Source organism: Phocaeicola sp. RTP21198st1_B8_RTP21198_201120, assembly GCF_040929485.1.
GTDB lineage: Bacteria > Bacteroidota > Bacteroidia > Bacteroidales > Bacteroidaceae > Phocaeicola > Phocaeicola dorei.
The window spans coordinates 1-16,038 of record NZ_JBCOCI010000097.1 but is presented as its reverse complement, the minus strand read 5'-3'; the positions used below and the strand labels follow the sequence as shown (position 1 = coordinate 16,038).

Sequence of the window (16,038 nt, the reverse complement as noted above, 5' to 3'; positions counted from 1 at the left end):
GCAAAATCCTGAGCAACTTTTTGTTGCTCAGGTACTTAAAAAGTTTAATTTATAATAGTGTTGCGGAATTAAGGTATATAAAAAATAAATCTCTTTTGAACATAAAGTTATTTCTTTTTTCTCATTTCAAATTGATGTAAAGAAAGAGAAAGTACAATTCGGGCGTTTTCATCTCTTCCGGCACATGCTCCAACTGCCAGCCTTCCTCTTCAATGGCGGCACGGCATACTTCCGCCGTGCGCTCATGCCTGCATATAAATTCCAAAAGAACCTATTTCATTTCTTCTTCCATTCGATTTTATCCCTGTATTTGGTTCATGATTTCACCAGTTCGTCCATATCGCCGTGCATCCGGCTCAATCCCTTTTCTACCGTCAGGTTCTCAAAGACAATCTGCTTCGGCAGCAGCCTGTGGCAGAAGTAGCTCGAACCGAACGGTACTCTGTTCAGGTTATTGTACTGTACCCGTTTGTCGAACAGCAGCAATTCCAGTTCTTTCTCCTTGAACAGTCGGCAGGGTGCGGAATCGTTCAGCCAGAAGTTAGACATCAGAAGAGCGAACGGTTTGCCGAAACCGAGACAACGCCCGAATACGGCAGCCTTGTTACTGAACGGAGGATTAGAAACGATTACATCCCAGCGTTCCGGCTCATACTTGAAAAAATCCTGTCCGGTGCAGATATGGGAATGAACCACTTTAAACCTATGCTCTTTCAGTGTTAGTACAAATTCGCTGTGTTCCGTATCGAACGGACACCATATCGTTGCCCTGCGGGAAAGGTACTTGATGATCGGCAGCACCGCATAGCGGGGCGTGTACTTCTCGTCACTCTTGTTGCTTCCCAGATACTTAAAATAATCCATTGCTGCTATCTCCCTCTTTTTCCGAATTGTCATTATTAAAACTTAGCTCCAGTTCCACGGTTTGCGAAAATGAATCTTCCACCCACACCTTCAAACTGCTCTGCTCGTCCGACTGCGAAATAAAATACAGCCGGAACGTTTCTTTCTCCAGCGGGTAACGGTCATTCGGCAACAGCACCGTGCCATCATCCAGTTTTAGCGTGCCTTTCCCGTCATAGAGGAACCAGCGTATCGTGTACCGGGTATCTTCCCAACGTCCATCCCGTTTGAGTTCACAACGGATTTCCGCCGTTTCGTTCACCTTCAGTTTTTTCGGGACTGGCATCGTCTCCACCGTGAACGGGTATCTCGTCTGAATATCCAACTGGCTATTACAGGCACACACAAGCACGAGGGCGGCCACTATGTAGCAGCCCACGAGCATTTGATAAATTATCTTTTTCATATACATTATTATATTATAGTAGTTATCGAATCATAAAACGTAGTCCCACCGCAATTTGTGAATGAAATTTTCCGCAGTCACCCCCGAACAGCATCCTTTGCCGTCCGTTTACCAGCAAGACAATCCTGTCCGTCAGGTATGCGGACAATTCCAGCGTCAGCGCACCCCCGTAAATAAAATTATCCCCGTCCGTCAGTCGTGAACCGTCCGGCATCATCTGTTCGCCCCAGTTCACCGTTTCATACCCGGCAAGGGCGGACAATCCCAGTGCCGCAAAAAATGTCTTCTTCCTGTCCGAAAGGAAGTTCAGGTAATACCCGCCTTCCCCCGTGAACTGACTGACCGGATAAAGGCTGCCCCGGTAGTCATACCGCTTTTCCAGATACTCCGCACCGACCACCCAATGATGGGCGTTCCTCGTGTAAGTGCTTACCGCTATCCCGGCATGGTAGCCGAAACCGTTACCGTTTTTCCAATGCAGATCGTCCGAAAGTCCGCCCGTGAACTGTATTCCCCTCATTCCGGGCAGGCATCTCTGGGCGTGTGCCTGGTTAAAATGCAGGCACACCCCGAAGAACATGATAATCAACAATACCCTTTTCATCATTTACTTTATTTTCAGTTCGTTAATCACTTTTGCCGCCACAAGGTCGGCGTTCTCCACCCGTATCGTCTGATGCCTGCCGCCGTTCTTCTCGAACAGTTCGATAATCAGAATCTTGTCGTCCGGTATGGTGAACTGCGGAACGACGTACACCGTGCGCACATTACTTTTCCCGTTCGTTACCAGTACCTCGTTATAGCTGCGTACCGGATCTACCACCCGTTCCTGAATGGCGGTACGCTTCGGCACTTTCTTATCCACAATCTTGAACTTGATAAAGTCCGTGTTGAAAGCCACGTTCGACCTGTTCCTCGTTTCCGTATGGAAATAGAACAGCCCGTTATGCGAGTGGATGGATTTCAAAAGGAACTGTACCCCGAAGCGTTTACAACCCAGATGCTTGATTTCCCGCTTGTCCGCCTTATAGATGCCCTGCATAATCAGCTTCACCAACAGCGGGCTTTCGTTGCCCAGTTCACGGAAATAGATATTCATGCGGGTATGTGAAAAGTCCGTTGTGTCCTCGTTCTCCAAAAAGTCCTTCATTTCGATGTTCAGCATTTCCGGCTCATGCGCATACTTGGCATTGAAACTGTAAAAACTACCATCCTCACAAATCACCGAGAAATTCGTTTCCCCCGGAAACCCTTCGGTCGTAGCCTTCACCCGGATCACGTTCTCCGCCCCGTCCGCTTTTCCGGCAATAATCCGGTTACTACCCAAGTCCACATACTTCACCGCTGACGGGAAAATAATATGCACTGTCTTGGCAAACGTCACCTGTACCCCGAACGGCGTAACCATCTGCCGATACGGTAACTTTTGCGTAATCCCTTGATACAGGTCATTTCCGGCAATCGTCTGTATCGTGTCATTCACTTGTGCGTTCACGCACATTACTGCGCCCATAACGAGCGCAACCAATCCAAAAAACTTTTTCATTGTCTTTTCTTTTTTATGGTTTTATAATCTGTTTATCCGTTATTGCTCTTTGGCGTAAAGCATCAATTCATACCCCGCTTTCAGATGTACCTTCACCGTCCGGAACTTCTTGGCAAGATATTGGCTGCCGCCCTGCATCACCCCCCTTGTCAAGTCCATAGCGATCTGCTGTCCGGCACTCTGCGCAAACGAAATGCTTGTCCCCAGTCCGCCGCCTATATTCGCAAGGGCTTCCTTTGCCGCTTCCTGTTCCAGCGACGAAGGAACGGACAAGCCTTTCTGCCCGTCACTGTCATACACCGCCAGTTCCACGGGCAGCAAGTTCCCCCGGTATTCGATGGACGACACCACAATATCCAGCCGTTCCCCCTGTACTTTTCCCGTACCCGAAACGAGCGTGTTCTGCGGGATCACAAGGTTTCCCGCTTGCAACGGTTCGAGCAGCCGGAGCTTCACCGTCTGCCCGTCCATAATCGTCTGATCCCCGTGGATGCACGCCCGTATCGTATTCTTTCCCATAGCGTACCCGCTGCCGACCGCCGTATTGAACCCGTAGTTTCTCGGCTGGCTGTACGCCCGCATGAACTCCGCATCGCTTAGGGGCTGTTGTAGCCTCGACACCGTTTGCTGCCGTGCCGCCTGTACCGCAACGGCGGGCTTTCCCGTCCCTTGCCCGGTAACGGGAACTTGCACGATTGCACCGCTTTGGCCTGCCTGCCCGTTCTGTCCCATGTACTTGGCGGCAAGCTCGTAGCTCTTTTCCATCAGGGCGACCTGCTCGTCTATGCCGCCCGCCTGTCCCTGCTGCGCATCCAGCCGGGCGGTCAGTTCTTCCACCTGACGTTTCAGTTCTTCCTTTTCCTCGTCCACCTTCGGCGTTTCGTAGAACGTACCGAGTTGTCGGTTGATGTCCCGGTAGGCAACCGTCGAAGAGTTCACGCCCTTTCCCCGTGACGAACCCGAATAATCCCTGAACGGCTCCCGTTCCGGCTCGCTGTCCGGCAGTTCCATTTCCACCTCGTCCGTCCCGTTATCCGCCGCAAAAGCGAAGTCCTGCAACGAGCGCACCTTGTCCGCCTGCTTCTTTTCTACCTGCGCCTGCTCGTAGGCTTTCCGCTTGTCGCCGATAATCCCGTCATTCTCCGGCAGGGGAATGTCGGCGTTGAACGCCCCGACCGTTTCCCCGCCTTCGTCCTTCTTGTCCGAAGGTGCGAAGATCAGCCACATACTACCCAAAAACAGCAACCCCATCAACGGGTACACCAACAGCTTTTTCCGCTGCTGCATCTGTTTCGGTGTCAGTTCTCTGGCGGCTTTCTTCTCCTTCCCGCCGCCTTTCCTTTCTTTGTCCCCTTTCCCCGTGTCCGGGGCTGCGGCATCCGCCACCGTTACGTGCTGCGTTACCGTTTCTTTTTCCCGATTCTGTTCTTCCATGATTTACTGGTTGTTAAAAGGATTGATTATACTGTCGTTCTTTAGCCGGATGGGATCGATATGCTCTATCCCCAGTTCCCGACCGTCACTTTTTCCGATGTTGTAGATGGCTGCGACGGTCATGTACACCGACAACCCGCCGAACACCACGAACATCACAAGGATAACCACCACCCGCTGATCCGGCGTGATACGCCCGCACAGGCGGCGGAGCTTTACGTCCGCCCAGTCCTGTATTTCAGCAATGACCTTCGCCATAAATTTTCCGACCATGCCGTTAGCGTTTGATGGTTTGCAAGTCCTTGTTTTCGGTAATCTCGAAGCCCTCGATGATGAATCCCTGCGGGTTGTTGTCACTCCTTACGGCATCCAACAACCGGCAGCGGGTGACAAGACTTCTTTCCGTCACCGAGCTTTCACGGAGGATGATCTGGCGGGCGAACGTCCGCACATTGTACGGGTACTTGTCAAAGTCGCACCGCACGCTGTCAATCTCTACCATCTGGTTGATGTTACCCGAAATCACCCGGTTATAATATCCCTTTTCCGAGAGGTCTTTGTAGTAATTAAATGCGCTCTTGTCCGCCAGCATCAGCGAGCGTTTGATATTGCCCTCGATAGCCGACTTGTCCGGCGAGAGCGTGAAAAACAGCTCGTGAAACCTGCGCACGTGTTCCCGTGCTTCCACCGGGCGGTTCTGCTGCACGTCCTGCGAGAGTGCCAGCATCAGCGACTTCCCGTTATCCAGCACGTAAATCTTCTGCCGTTGCGCTTCGGCAAAGCTGTACGACTTCCAGAGGGCAAAGCCCGTCACCACCGCACACAGGCAGATGAACACCAGCGCAAACAAACGTATCTGCCTGAAACTCGTTTCGATATTCTTCAAACTCTTAAATTCCATTTCCTTTCTTGATTTTTTTAGTTACTTGATAAGCCTTCCGGCAACATTCCCCACGGCAGCACCCGCCCCGGCAGCGGCAACATTCCCCGCTTTGGCGGCAGTCGTGTTCATCGCACGGTTCGCACCGCTTACGCCGCCTGCCATGATGATCCAGTTCGCAACGGTCGGTATCGTGAAGTACCCGAATATCCCGATAATCAGGAATACCATGTACACCGTGTTGCTGCTGTCCGGTATGAAGGTGGGATCGCTCATCGCCTCTATGTCCTTGGTGAGCATCAACACCTGAATCCTTGCCAGCACCGAACTGAACAGGTCGCTCACGGGCAGCCACATATAGACGGAGATATACCGGGTGATCCATTGCGTCAGGGTACTTTGGAATCCATCATAGACGCTTATCGCAAAGGCGATAGGCCCCAAGATGGAGAGGACGATCAGAAAGAACGTCCGTATCGTGTCTATCACCAGCCCGGCGGACTGGAACAGCAGTTCCAAGAGTTCCTGAAACCACCTGCGGATATTCTGTTTCATCCGGTATTCCGCCCGGTCTATGTACATCCCGCCCATCGTAATCAGGTCGCCCGCCGACCAGCCGAGTTCATCCAGTTTCTTGTCGAACTCTTCCTTATCCACGAGGTACGCCGTTTCCGGATTCCGCTTGTTCGCCTCATATTCCAGCTTGTCCTTCTGTTCCCGGTACTTGTTCATGTCGAAGGTCTGCGTTTCCAGCATCCCGTGGCAGCCTTTCACCACGGGAGAGAGAACCGTGTTGATCGTGCCCAGCACGAAGGTCGGGAAGAACATGATGCACAGCCCGACGGCAAAGGGGCGGAGCAGAGGGTACACGTCGATAGGTTCGGCACGGGCAAGGGCTTGCCACACTTTGGCGGCAACGTAGAACAGCGCACCCAGCCCCGCTATCCCTTTGGCTACGCCCGTCAAATTCGAGCATAGCGGCATCATTTCCTGATACAGTGTGTGCAATATCTGATGCAGGTTCTCAAAGTCTATTGATAATAACATCGTCTTACCTTATTATATATATGTATAGGAATCCGTTCTCACCAATAGCGTTCATCCGCCGAGCCGTACAACGCCATCACCCGGTCGGTGTCCTTCTTCTTTTTCGCCCGCAGGTAACTTACCGAGATATTCTTGTTCGTGTAGTACTGCACCAGATTACGGTATTCCAGCAGCCTTTTATAGCTCTGGTCGATGATTGCCAGCCGTTCCGCATCCGATAGCGACATTCCGGTGATATTCACCACGTTTTTCAAATCCTGCAATACGTCCGCACTCTCGCTTAGCAGCTTTGCATACCCGAAGGAGATAGTACTCAATTCATCCGGCGTATAGTTCGGATCGCCTAACATCTTCTGGTAGTTCCGCACATAGATTTCCGAGATGTCCGCCACCATCTCGATGCTCTTCTTCACCTTCACGCCGCCCTTAATCACGTCGTGTACATCCTTTAGCGCATCATAGTACCGCTTTCCCTGTTCAAAAACTTTGGCGGTTTCTTTAAAACCGTCCAGTGTATTCTTCGCCGTTGTAGAGGTCTGCGCAATCTGTTTGACGGTATTGATAATCCCTTGCGCCAAGTTTCCCGGATCGCTCACAACCCACTGTGCGTTAGCCGTACCCGCTGCCAACAGGCACGCCAACCCCATGACTATTTTTTTTATCTTTTTCATGTTCTTACTTGTTTAATTGATGGTTACTCCGTTTATATTCCCCACCGGGCGACAGGTGTATGCGGTCTTTCTCCTTGTCGTAGGTCAGCATCACCGCCAGCCCCGTTTCGATAAAGAGGTAGCCGTCCGTTTCCCGTATCAGGTACGTTTCCGTCCGGGTACTTCCCGCATGGCTTTTCTTTATCACCGTTACCCGGTATTGCCCGTTCTCTTCCGAAAGGGTGAAGGGCGGCTTATTGCCCGTGCTTACCCAGTCGCCCCGCATCTTTTCCAACCGTCCGGTGTTCGTTTCCTTGCAGGAAATGACGAACGCCAATGCCACCGTCACTGCCGACAGCAGCAGGATTAAATTCAATCGTTTCATACTGATTTCGTTTTTTAAATTGATTATTCATTCATACAGCCAATCATACAGCCGTTTGTACGTTTAGCCGTTTAGCCATTCAGCCAGCCAAACGTTTAATCGTTTAGCCAACCGTCCGGCTGTTCAGCCGTTCAGCCGATTAGCCAGCCGCCTGATGGCAAGCTCCAAGTCGCCGCCCAACTCTTCCGCAAGGTTGAACACTTCCGTTTTCTCGCTCTCTTCGGTGGTGTACGTCAGGTATTCGGCGGGCGAAACTTCCGTAGCATACACCGCCGACTGCACCCCGTTCAGTCCGATCCATACCTCTTTGTATTTTCGTCCGGGGTGGTTGGCAAGGTTGATGGATAGTATCTGCGCTTTCTCCTTTTCCGTCAGTCCGAGCATCGCCTGTATGCCGTCAAACTTGTTCATGTACTTTTTCTGGTCTAAAAGGATTTTGCAGTCCGAGTTATTGATGATACTTTCCTTCACCACGGGGGACGAGATAATATCATCGACTTCCTGCGTGACGACAATCGCTTCGCCAAAATACTTTCTGACCGTTTTGTACATGTATTTCAAATAGTTAGCCATATTCTCCGTGGTAAGTGCCTTCCACGCTTCTTCCACAATCAGGAGCTTGCGAATCCCTTTCAACCGCCGCATTTTGTTGATGAAGGCTTCCATGATGATGATTACCACCACCGGAAAAAGTTCGGCATTATCCTTTATACTGTCAATTTCAAATACTATGAACCGTTTGTGCAGCAGGTCGATGTTCTCACGGGAGTTCAGCAGGAAGTCGAACCGTCCGCCCTTGTAATACTGCCGTAGCGTAGTCAGGAAGTTATCAACATTGAAATCATCCCGGCTTACCTTGATGTCCCTTTTCTCCAGTTCCGCCCGGTAATCATTCAGCATATACTCGTAGAAGGTATCGAAGCAGGGCACGATGCTGCGGTCTTGCTGTATCTTCTTGATATATGCCGATACCGCACTGCCCAGCTCGCCGCTTTCCGTTTTCGTGATCTTGTCGTCCTCGCTCTTCCAGAGGGTGAGCAACAGCGTTTTTATACTGTCCTTTTTCTCCACGTTGAACTTGTAATCGTCCGTGAAAAAAGGATTGAAACTGATGGGCTTCTCTTCCGAGTACGTGTAATAAATCCCGTCCGCCCCCTTTGTTTTCCGGTGTATCATTTCGCACAGACCTTGATACGAGTTACCCGTATCGACCAGTACGATATGGCTGTTCTGTTCGTAATATTGCCTGACTAAGTGGTTCATAAAGAACGATTTTCCGCTACCACTCGGCCCAAGTACGAACTTGTTGCGATTGGTAATCACCCCCTTCTTCATCGGCAAGTCCGAAATATCCAGATGCAGCGGTCTGCCCGTTACCCGATCCACCATCTTGATGCCGAAGGGCGAGAGCGAACTCTTGTAATTCGTTTCTTCCGTGAAGAAGCACAGGGCTTGCGGGATGAACGTGTAGAAACTTTCCTCGAAAGGAAAATCCCCTTCGTTCCCCGGTATGCCCGCCCAGAAGAGTGTCGGCACGTCCACGGTGTTATGCCGTGGCTTGCACTCCATAAGGGCAAGCTGGCTGCCCACGTCATTCTTGATGTGTTTCAGTTCTTCCCGGTCGTCCGACCATGCCATCACGTTACAGTGGCAACGCACCGAAACCAGCCCCTTGCTGTGCGCTTCGTTCAGGTATTCCTCTATCCATGCCCGGTTTATTTGGTTGGAACGGGAATAGCGGGATAGCGACTGCATATTCCTTGCGGTCTGCTCGAACCGTTTCAGGCTCTCCGCATGGTCGTCAATAAAGATGTACTGGTTATACACGTGGTTACACGTCAGCAGCACGCCCACCGGGGCGGCGAACGAAAGCCTGCAATCCGAACGGTCAGTCGATAACCGTTCATAGCGGCTGTCCGTACCCACGTTACCCGGCAGATCCTCTGCGTCCGAAAGGGTATGCAGGCAAAGGAAGTCGTCACCTATCCGCATCTCTTCGGGGTTCAACGAAATATCCTTTAGAACAGTGGTATCGTTTTGCGAGAGGGAGAAATACTTCTCCACGATACCCGCCGTCGTTTCCGTCCCGACAATCTCGTCCGCCCGCAGGCGGCGGAGCGTGATAAACCCGCTGTCGTTCATGATCCGCTCAAACTGCCCGACCGCTTCGAGGAACTTCGTTACCGTTTCCTTGTCCTCGATCTCCTTCGGGATAATCTTGCCTTTGCACAGCGTGCTGAACGTGCTTTCCTGACGGCTGCGCATCTTAGTGGTCTTGGTAAGGAACAGGTAGCAGAAGTGATTCAGGAACGGGCGTTCGTTAAAGTGCCTCTCAAAGCTCCGGCTCAGGAAACTAAGTTCGTCCCTGTCGATCTCCGGCTGGTACTTCTCTTCAATGAAGAAGTCCTGTTTATGCACGATGGAGAAGTCCGGCAATACCTTCACCGCCTTGTGCCATGCCGAATGTATCGCCTCGTACTCGTTACTGGTAACGGTGAACAGTTCCGGCAGTTCCACCTTGAAGGCTACCGTCACGTCCGCATCCTTGCTCACGATGCAGCCGTTCTCTACTGCCAATAGCGGAAATTTGCTTTCCAGCGTTGCCGCTTTCATTACATTTCTCATTCTTTCTTGTTTTTGGTGGTAAATAATCGGGGAATTTTCAGGCGGTTCAGCACATACCTCGGATGCCGTTTGCGGGCGGCGGCTTTCATCAGCCCGTGCGTGCCATATTTGGCATTGAGCCGGAACGTCAGCCATACCAGCAGCGTAGCCGCAGTCACGCCGAAGCCGATGCACACCCACTGGTTCACGCCCGCCATGTACAGGATAACGAACACCACGAACACGGCAAGCAACCCGGCGGCGAACACGAAAAGGTACTGGCTTTCCAAGCCCTTGAACTCCACGTTCCTGCCAATCCCCTTGTTGATTTCAAAGTTCATAACCCGCTTCTTTTACAGGAAGAAAGAGCGCAGGATCGTAGCGGCGACAATCAGGAAAATACACGCTCCGAACCACGAAGCCGCCGTCTTGCTCGTATCGGGATCACCGCTGCTGAATTTCCCGTACACCTTTACCCCGCCAATCAATCCCACCACTGCACCGATGGCGTAAATCAATTTCGTTCCCGGATCGAAATACGAAGTCACCATTTGCGTGGCTTCCGTGATACCCGCTTGTCCGTTGCCTTGTGCCATCGCACTGGCGGCAGCCATCACACAGGCTGCCATCAAAAAGAATCTCTTTTTCGTCATTGTCTTTTAAGATTAAATTAAACATTACTATTATTCATCAGTCGGGCGACACGCTGCCGTGCCCCTTCAAATTCATCCAGCATCTCGTCCCACACGTCCGATCCCATCACGGCGGGCAGCACCTCACGGGCTTGCTGTTTCTCCTGCTCGTCCGCATCGTCCGTGGTGATAACCCTGTGTACCATCTTCAAGTCCTCGAAGGTGTACCCGGTGGCAAAGTCGGGATTGCTGTCGGGATAGTACGCCCCCAGTTCTTCTTCCTCTTCCAACTCTTCCGGCGTGGGTACATATCCCTCTTCTTCCGGCTCGTCCTCTTCCGGTTCTACCTCGATGTCGGAGTAGTCTGCATCCTCGTCCGCAGCGGATTCTTCCGCCTGTTCCGTGCCGTTATCCGTAGCCGTTTCCGGCGTTCCGGATGCGAAATTATCCGTTTTATCCGCTTGATTTTCAGTGTGTCCCCGCTTGTCTTCCGGCTCGTAGGTTTGTCTTTTCCGGTAGGTGCTTTTTCCGATAACCGTGTACGGTTCTCCCGGCTTTTCCGCTTCTTCGTCCGGTTCGTCCGTCCTTTCTTCGGCATCCGTTTTTCCCAGCAGTCCGGCTATGTCGGTGCGGTAATATTTCCACAGCACGCAGAGGTAGTACAGCAGCAGGGCGGAGAGTATCAGTTTCAGTATCATGTTCCTTTCTCCTTTCCGCTTTAGAAGAGTTTTTCCATCTTTCCGGCGTATGCCGCTTCGATTTCTTCCCGGTACTGCTCGAAGTGCTGTGCCAGCACATTGTCTATGTAGGCGGATAGCGACACCTTGCCGCCTGTCAGCATCATGGAGATTTTGGCGATCCGTTCGTGGTATTCACGCCGCACGTACACGGGCTTCCCGTAACGGGCGGGTATATCCATCCCTTTGAGGAAGGTCGTGTCGTAGTCCGCCGCCTGCTTTGCCTTGCGCCGCTTCCCATCCGGCACTTTCCCGTCAGCCACCTTCCCGGCAACCCTGTTTTCCTTCGGCACGGCGGTTTCCCTATTCTCTGTTTCCAGTTCCGGTTCTTCCGCCTCTTGTCCTGTTGCTTCTGTTTCCGGTGCATCACCGTTGCCTTGCGGCTTTTCCGTTTCACCCGCCATCATCCGCATAAGCAGTTCTTCGTCGATGGGCTTATCTGCTTGTTGTTTCTTCATAGCCTGATAGTTTGAGGATGGATATTATTTCATGTGCCAGTTCGGGTATGCCGCTGCCCGCAGCCATCCGCTTGTCGGGAGCGAACAAGGTAGAACGGAACACCGTCCGGTTTTCCGCATCCAGTTCCTTGCGGAAGCGTTTCGTGTCCGGTATTTGGGTAGTGAGCATCGGCAGCCCCATTCCGGCGATTACTTTTTCATACCGTCCGTACAGTTCGCTCTTTTCCCGTTTATCCACCAGATTCCAAAAGAGGTAAAGCCCTTTCAGTCGGCTTGTTTTCTTGCCTAACATCATCCGTTGCAACACGTCCAGAAAGGCGAGCGTGCTTTCCAGTACCGTTTGGTCGGCACTCACCGGAGCGAAGATGTAATCCATTTGCGCAATGGTGCGCAATATGCCCGACGAGTTCACCGTACCGGGCAGGTCGAAGAACAGCAGGTCATAGTTTCCACTGCCCGCCAGTTCCGCCGCCATGTCCGGCGCACGTTCCACCCGGCACTTCTGTACCGGATAGGCGGCACGTCCCGGCTCACGCATCTGCTCGTATGCCATCCGTTTCAGGTACTCGTTTTCCAGTACCGCCCGGCTGTCCCGTTCCCGCATCTCATACAGGCTGTGTTGCGGAAAGTCGCAGTCGATCACCGCCAGCGGATACCCGCAGTTGTAGTGCAGGTAACTCGCCACCAGCACCGTGATAGCCGTTTTACCGCTACCGCCCTTTTGTGTGGCGAAAGCCACGTTCAAAGTCTGTTTATCCATATCGTCAATCAATTAGTTATTCATTCGGTTGCCTAAGCAATCGGTTATCTGTTCATTCAATCAATCAGCCAATCAGTCAATCGGTCATTCAATCGGTCAGCCGTGCAGCCAGCCATTTGTTCATCCGATTCGTTCATCATCCGTTTGTCCGTTCATTCATCCGTCCAATCATCCGACCGTTTATCCGGCTGTTTAGCCGTTTAACCGTTTAGCTGTTTAGCCATTCATCCGGCTAACCGTTTAGCCGTTCGTCCGTCCGTTCGTCCGTCCGTTCGTCCGGCAAAATCATCATCCGTCCGGCTGTTCATCCAGCCAATCATCCACTCGTTTGGGCGTCCGTTTGCCCGTCCAGTTGAACAGCCGTTTTACCGCTTCCACGGCGCAAAGGAATATCAAAATATCGGCAGATTATTCACTTGATTATCAACGTGTCGCACCTTGTCTTTCCACCCGTAGGTTTGTCGCATACGGGCATAATGACCGGACGGGAAAAGGGCTGTTACTTTGCAGCCATGAACTAAAATTCAGAGAAGATGAACAAGAATAGTAACCGCCCGAAGGACTGCCCCGGCAGTCTCCAGCAGACAAGGGCATCCCCAATCTGTCCGGTAGGACGGATTTTAATTTCAACCGAAATTAGCAAGTTGTGTGCTGCGGCACTCGCTTCGCTTTCCGTGCCTCACCACCACCTTGCCCCGCTGGTGCAAAATCCGCCGGAGTTGGATTTTCCTTTGCGGGGGAGAGCCGTAAGCATACGGCAGTTTTCAACCCATGTTTCACTTAAAATTTGATAGGACTATGGATAATCAGAAGAAGTATTCCAACAACCACGGGCGCAAGCCCAAGACCGACAAGATGTGCCACCGCTACGTGTTCCGTCTAAGTGACGAAGACAACGCCCGTTTCCTTGCCCTTTTCGATGAATCCGGCAAGGCAACCCGTGCCGAGTTTATCGTTTCCGCACTCTTCGGCAGGGAGATAAAGGTCGTCAAACTGGATAAGGGCACGCAGGATTTCTACATGCGCCTGACCTCTTTTCATTCCCAGTTCCGCAGCATCGGCGTGAATTACAACCAATGCGTGCGTGCGCTCAAATCCAATTTCTCCGAGAAGAAGGCACTCGCTTTCCTCTATAAACTGGAACAGCACACCCTCGAACTGGTGGAACTTAGCAAACAAATTTCCGCACTGGCGGAAGAGTTTCAAACCAGATACCCCGTCCGATGATAGCCAAGATTTCACACGGCGGCAGCCTGTACGGGGTGCTTGCCTACAACCAGATTAAAGTGGACGAGCTTCATGCCGACGTACTTTTCGGCAACCGGATTATCGAACCGCCGGGCGACAATCCCTATACGATTGAGCATATTTCCCGTTCGTTCGGGGACTACCTCGCCGCCAACCGCAAGACCGAGAAGCCCATCCTGCACATCTCGCTCAACCCCGATCCGAAAGATTGCGTGAGTGAAGAACAGTTCATAAAGTTGGCGGAGCGGTATATGCAGCGCATGGGCTTCGGCGACCAGCCTTATATCGTTTACCGCCACAACGACATCGGGCGGGAACACCTGCACATCGTTTCCGTCCGTGTGGACGAAACCGGGCGGGCGATTTCCGACAGCTACGAACACGAGCGTTCGATGAAGGTCTGCCGGGAACTGGAACAGCAATTCAACCTTACCCCGGCTACCAAAAAGGAATGGAAAGAAGGGCTGCCCTTGTCACCCGTCGATTACGGGGGCGGCAACCTCAAAGGGCAGTTGGCGGGAGTGATCCGACCGATAGCCCGTGAGTGGCGTTTCCAGTCACTCGGTGAATACCGTGCGGTACTTTCGCTCTACGGTATAACGGTGGATGAAGTCAAAGGGGAATATGGCGGACGGGAGTATCACGGCTTGTCCTATTCGGCGACGGACAAGGACGGCAACAAGGTCGGCAAACCGTTCAAGTCTTCCGTCTTTGGCAAAGAGGCGGGCATTGCCGCACTGGAGAAACGGATGCAGACCGCAGCCGCATGGATGAAGAAGCACAAGGACATTGCCACCGATACCGCCGCCCGCATAGCGTCCGCCATGCAGACCACAGGGCGTGACCGGGCATTTTTCGAGCGTGAACTCATGCGGCAGGGTATCGGCGTGCTATTCCGTACCAACGATGCGGGGCGCATCTATGGGGCGACTTTCATCAACCATGCCGACAAGACCGTTTTCAACGGTTCCCGTCTGGGCAAGGAGTTTTCCGCCAATGTGTTCAACGACCTTTTCGCCGGGCAGGACGGTATTCACTCGCCGCAGCAGACAAACGAAAGGGAGTTTCCGGCAGGTGTCAGCCACGAGCCGGAAGAATCACCGGGCGAATATCCGGCGCAGCAACCGGGACATTCCGGTGCATCCCCGTGGAACGGGCATGATACCGGGTATCAGCCCGACCATAAGGATAACACCGCCCAAAACGTGGCGGACGCTTTCAGCCTGTTCGCACCCGTGCAGGGCGGCGCATCCGATGACCAGCCCGCACCACCGCAGCGGAAAAAGAAGAAAAGGCGCAGGTACGGCAGACAACAGTAACCTTCCGAAGTATTTATAATTTTAAAAGTATATCAATATGCAAAACGAAGATGATTTGCGTGGACTTGCCAAAGTAATGGAGTTCATGCGTGCTATCAGCATTTTATTTGTAGTAATCAATATTTATTGGTTCTGTTACCAGTCGTTTCGGGAATGGGGCATCAATATTGGCGTGGTCGATAGAATCCTGCTCGGTTTCCAGCGCACCGCCGGGCTGTTTTCCAGTATCTTTTGGACGAAGCTCTTTGCCGTGCTGTTCCTCGCCCTTTCCTGTTTGGGGACAAAGGGCGTGAAGGAGCAGAAGATCACTTGGCGCAAGATAATCCTTTGTGGCGTGACGGGCTTGTTGCTATTCTTTTTCAACTGGTGGCTCTTGGCACTCCCTTTGCCCTTGTCGGCAAACACGGTGTTCTACATCGCCACCCTTACAGCCGGATATATCTTTCTGCTCATGGCAGGGTTATGGATGTCCCGCCTGCTCAAAACCAACCTGCTTGAAGACGTGTTCAACGTGGAGAACGAATCATTTATGCAGGAAACCGAACTCAAAGAGAACGAGTATTCCGTCAATCTCCGTACCCGGTTCTGGTTCAGGGGAAAGACGTATGACGGATGGATTAACCTTGTTAATATTTTTCGTGCGACAATGGTGTTGGGAACTCCGGGTAGCGGGAAGTCCTATGCGATTATCAATCAATACATTAAACAGGTTATCGAAAAAGGATTTTCCGTTTTTTTGTATGATTTCAAATATCCCGACCTCTCCGAGATTGCTTACAACCACCTGATTAACAATCTGGACGGGTACAAGGTCAAACCGAAATTCTACGTGATAAATTTCGATGATCCGGCGGGCAGCCACCGTTGTAACCCCATTCATCCGGACTTTATGACGGATATATCGGATGCCTATGAAAGTGCGTACACGATTATGCTCAACCTCAATCGAACTTGGGTGTGACCTGAAAAGTCACGTAATTGATTGTTAAACAGCAATGTATATTGCAAGATTTAACCCGCTGTTCCGTC

At 51.9% G+C, this 16,038-nt stretch carries 20 protein-coding genes and 1 pseudogene; 4 read left to right on the top strand and 17 right to left on the bottom strand.

Translation table 11 applies throughout. The annotated features are described in order from the left end of the window. Positions 1-121: 121 nt before the first annotated feature. From AB5935_RS21385 to AB5935_RS21305, 17 genes are all read right to left on the bottom strand, one after another. On the bottom strand, positions 122-265 hold the full coding sequence (locus AB5935_RS21385) for a hypothetical protein (RefSeq protein WP_368327559.1): 144 nt from the start codon (positions 263-265) through the stop codon (positions 122-124). A 50-nt stretch (positions 266-315) separates the two neighbouring features. Then, positions 316-864 carry a hypothetical protein gene (locus AB5935_RS21380; protein WP_057098561.1) on the bottom strand — a complete coding sequence of 183 codons (549 nt, stop codon included), beginning with the start codon at positions 862-864 and terminating at the stop codon, positions 316-318. Then, a complete protein-coding gene (locus AB5935_RS21375; RefSeq protein WP_057099538.1) occupies positions 851-1,309 on the bottom strand; it encodes a DUF3872 domain-containing protein in 459 nt (152 codons plus the stop codon). Before AB5935_RS21375 ends, AB5935_RS21380 begins: the two co-directional genes overlap by 14 nt. 22 nt (positions 1,310-1,331) lie before the next feature. Continuing rightward, positions 1,332-1,913 carry a conjugal transfer protein TraO gene (locus AB5935_RS21370; RefSeq protein ID WP_057099537.1) on the bottom strand — a complete coding sequence of 194 codons (582 nt, stop codon included), beginning with the start codon at positions 1,911-1,913 and terminating at the stop codon, positions 1,332-1,334. A 3-nt stretch (positions 1,914-1,916) separates the two neighbouring features. Continuing rightward, the gene (gene traN, locus AB5935_RS21365) at positions 1,917-2,855 is read right to left on the bottom strand and encodes a conjugative transposon protein TraN (protein ID WP_368327558.1); all 939 of its coding nucleotides are present in this window, start codon (positions 2,853-2,855) and stop codon (positions 1,917-1,919) included. A gap of 39 nt (positions 2,856-2,894) precedes the next feature. Further along, a complete protein-coding gene (gene traM / locus AB5935_RS21360) occupies positions 2,895-4,289 on the bottom strand; it encodes a conjugative transposon protein TraM (RefSeq protein ID WP_368327557.1) in 1,395 nt (464 codons plus the stop codon). Positions 4,290-4,292: 3 nt separating this feature from the next. Continuing rightward, positions 4,293-4,562 (bottom strand): TraL conjugative transposon family protein, encoded by a 270-nt coding sequence (locus AB5935_RS21355; RefSeq protein WP_057098560.1) that lies wholly within the window; start codon positions 4,560-4,562, stop codon positions 4,293-4,295. Between the two features lie 4 nt (positions 4,563-4,566). Continuing rightward, a complete protein-coding gene (traK, locus tag AB5935_RS21350; protein ID WP_057098559.1) occupies positions 4,567-5,190 on the bottom strand; it encodes a conjugative transposon protein TraK in 624 nt (207 codons plus the stop codon). 21 nt (positions 5,191-5,211) lie between these two features. Next, positions 5,212-6,216 (bottom strand): conjugative transposon protein TraJ, encoded by a 1,005-nt coding sequence (gene traJ, locus AB5935_RS21345; protein WP_057098558.1) that lies wholly within the window; start codon positions 6,214-6,216, stop codon positions 5,212-5,214. 38 nt (positions 6,217-6,254) lie between these two features. Next, positions 6,255-6,887 (bottom strand): DUF4141 domain-containing protein, encoded by a 633-nt coding sequence (locus AB5935_RS21340; protein WP_368327556.1) that lies wholly within the window; start codon positions 6,885-6,887, stop codon positions 6,255-6,257. A 4-nt stretch (positions 6,888-6,891) separates the two neighbouring features. Further along, positions 6,892-7,251 (bottom strand): DUF3876 domain-containing protein, encoded by a 360-nt coding sequence (locus AB5935_RS21335; RefSeq protein WP_057098557.1) that lies wholly within the window; start codon positions 7,249-7,251, stop codon positions 6,892-6,894. Between the two features lie 123 nt (positions 7,252-7,374). Next, positions 7,375-9,876, bottom strand: a complete 2,502-nt coding sequence (locus AB5935_RS21330) for a TraG family conjugative transposon ATPase (RefSeq protein WP_368327555.1) — start codon at positions 9,874-9,876, stop codon at positions 7,375-7,377. Next, the gene (locus AB5935_RS21325) at positions 9,873-10,196 is read right to left on the bottom strand and encodes a DUF4133 domain-containing protein (RefSeq protein ID WP_138298474.1); all 324 of its coding nucleotides are present in this window, start codon (positions 10,194-10,196) and stop codon (positions 9,873-9,875) included. The genes AB5935_RS21330 and AB5935_RS21325 overlap by 4 nt, the downstream gene beginning before the upstream one ends. A 12-nt stretch (positions 10,197-10,208) precedes the next feature. After that, entirely contained in the window at positions 10,209-10,508 is a 300-nt protein-coding gene (locus tag AB5935_RS21320) for a DUF4134 domain-containing protein (protein ID WP_195437665.1), read from the bottom strand. A 17-nt stretch (positions 10,509-10,525) separates the two neighbouring features. Then, the gene (locus AB5935_RS21315) at positions 10,526-11,185 is read right to left on the bottom strand and encodes a hypothetical protein (protein ID WP_368327554.1); all 660 of its coding nucleotides are present in this window, start codon (positions 11,183-11,185) and stop codon (positions 10,526-10,528) included. A 20-nt stretch (positions 11,186-11,205) separates the two neighbouring features. Next, positions 11,206-11,682 (bottom strand): DUF3408 domain-containing protein, encoded by a 477-nt coding sequence (locus AB5935_RS21310; protein WP_368327553.1) that lies wholly within the window; start codon positions 11,680-11,682, stop codon positions 11,206-11,208. Beyond that, positions 11,660-12,442: a ParA family protein gene (locus AB5935_RS21305; RefSeq protein ID WP_368327552.1), complete on the bottom strand. Its 783-nt coding sequence runs from the start codon at positions 12,440-12,442 to the stop codon at positions 11,660-11,662. Before AB5935_RS21305 ends, AB5935_RS21310 begins: the two co-directional genes overlap by 23 nt. A gap of 328 nt (positions 12,443-12,770) precedes the next feature. On the opposite strand from AB5935_RS21305, the gene AB5935_RS21300 reads away from it, so the two are divergent. From AB5935_RS21300 to AB5935_RS21285, 4 genes and pseudogenes are all read left to right on the top strand, one after another. Next, on the top strand, positions 12,771-12,989 hold the full coding sequence (locus AB5935_RS21300) for a hypothetical protein (protein ID WP_368327551.1): 219 nt from the start codon (positions 12,771-12,773) through the stop codon (positions 12,987-12,989). Between the two features lie 251 nt (positions 12,990-13,240). Further along, a complete protein-coding gene (gene mobA / locus AB5935_RS21295) occupies positions 13,241-13,669 on the top strand; it encodes a conjugal transfer protein MobA (protein ID WP_368327550.1) in 429 nt (142 codons plus the stop codon). Then, positions 13,666-15,009, top strand: a complete 1,344-nt coding sequence (gene mobB, locus AB5935_RS21290) for a conjugal transfer protein MobB (RefSeq protein WP_368327549.1) — start codon at positions 13,666-13,668, stop codon at positions 15,007-15,009. The genes mobA and mobB overlap by 4 nt, the downstream gene beginning before the upstream one ends. A 37-nt stretch (positions 15,010-15,046) precedes the next feature. Next, a pseudogene (locus tag AB5935_RS21285) lies at positions 15,047-15,967 on the top strand (YWFCY domain-containing protein); the annotation flags it as partial. Positions 15,968-16,038: the final 71 nt, after the last annotated feature.

Bases quoted from the DNA above. Each gene is read 5' to 3' on its own strand.
- mobA (WP_368327550.1), top strand. From the start codon at position 13,241: ATGGATAATCAGAAGAAGTATTCCAACAACCACGGGCGCAAGCCCAAG.
- traM (WP_368327557.1), bottom strand. From the start codon at position 4,289: ATGGAAGAACAGAATCGGGAAAAAGAAACGGTAACGCAGCACGTAACG.
- AB5935_RS21310 (WP_368327553.1), bottom strand. From the start codon at position 11,682: ATGAAGAAACAACAAGCAGATAAGCCCATCGACGAAGAACTGCTTATG.
- AB5935_RS21335 (WP_057098557.1), bottom strand. From the start codon at position 7,251: ATGAAACGATTGAATTTAATCCTGCTGCTGTCGGCAGTGACGGTGGCA.
- AB5935_RS21330 (WP_368327555.1), bottom strand. From the start codon at position 9,876: ATGAGAAATGTAATGAAAGCGGCAACGCTGGAAAGCAAATTTCCGCTA.
- traJ (WP_057098558.1), bottom strand. From the start codon at position 6,216: ATGTTATTATCAATAGACTTTGAGAACCTGCATCAGATATTGCACACA.
- AB5935_RS21380 (WP_057098561.1), bottom strand. From the start codon at position 864: ATGGATTATTTTAAGTATCTGGGAAGCAACAAGAGTGACGAGAAGTAC.
- AB5935_RS21355 (WP_057098560.1), bottom strand. From the start codon at position 4,562: ATGGTCGGAAAATTTATGGCGAAGGTCATTGCTGAAATACAGGACTGG.
- traN (WP_368327558.1), bottom strand. From the start codon at position 2,855: ATGAAAAAGTTTTTTGGATTGGTTGCGCTCGTTATGGGCGCAGTAATG.
- mobB (WP_368327549.1), top strand. From the start codon at position 13,666: ATGATAGCCAAGATTTCACACGGCGGCAGCCTGTACGGGGTGCTTGCC.
- AB5935_RS21320 (WP_195437665.1), bottom strand. From the start codon at position 10,508: ATGACGAAAAAGAGATTCTTTTTGATGGCAGCCTGTGTGATGGCTGCC.
- AB5935_RS21315 (WP_368327554.1), bottom strand. From the start codon at position 11,185: ATGATACTGAAACTGATACTCTCCGCCCTGCTGCTGTACTACCTCTGC.
- traK (WP_057098559.1), bottom strand. From the start codon at position 5,190: ATGGAATTTAAGAGTTTGAAGAATATCGAAACGAGTTTCAGGCAGATA.
- AB5935_RS21325 (WP_138298474.1), bottom strand. From the start codon at position 10,196: ATGAACTTTGAAATCAACAAGGGGATTGGCAGGAACGTGGAGTTCAAG.
- AB5935_RS21305 (WP_368327552.1), bottom strand. From the start codon at position 12,442: ATGGATAAACAGACTTTGAACGTGGCTTTCGCCACACAAAAGGGCGGT.
- AB5935_RS21340 (WP_368327556.1), bottom strand. From the start codon at position 6,887: ATGAAAAAGATAAAAAAAATAGTCATGGGGTTGGCGTGCCTGTTGGCA.
- AB5935_RS21375 (WP_057099538.1), bottom strand. From the start codon at position 1,309: ATGAAAAAGATAATTTATCAAATGCTCGTGGGCTGCTACATAGTGGCC.
- AB5935_RS21370 (WP_057099537.1), bottom strand. From the start codon at position 1,913: ATGAAAAGGGTATTGTTGATTATCATGTTCTTCGGGGTGTGCCTGCAT.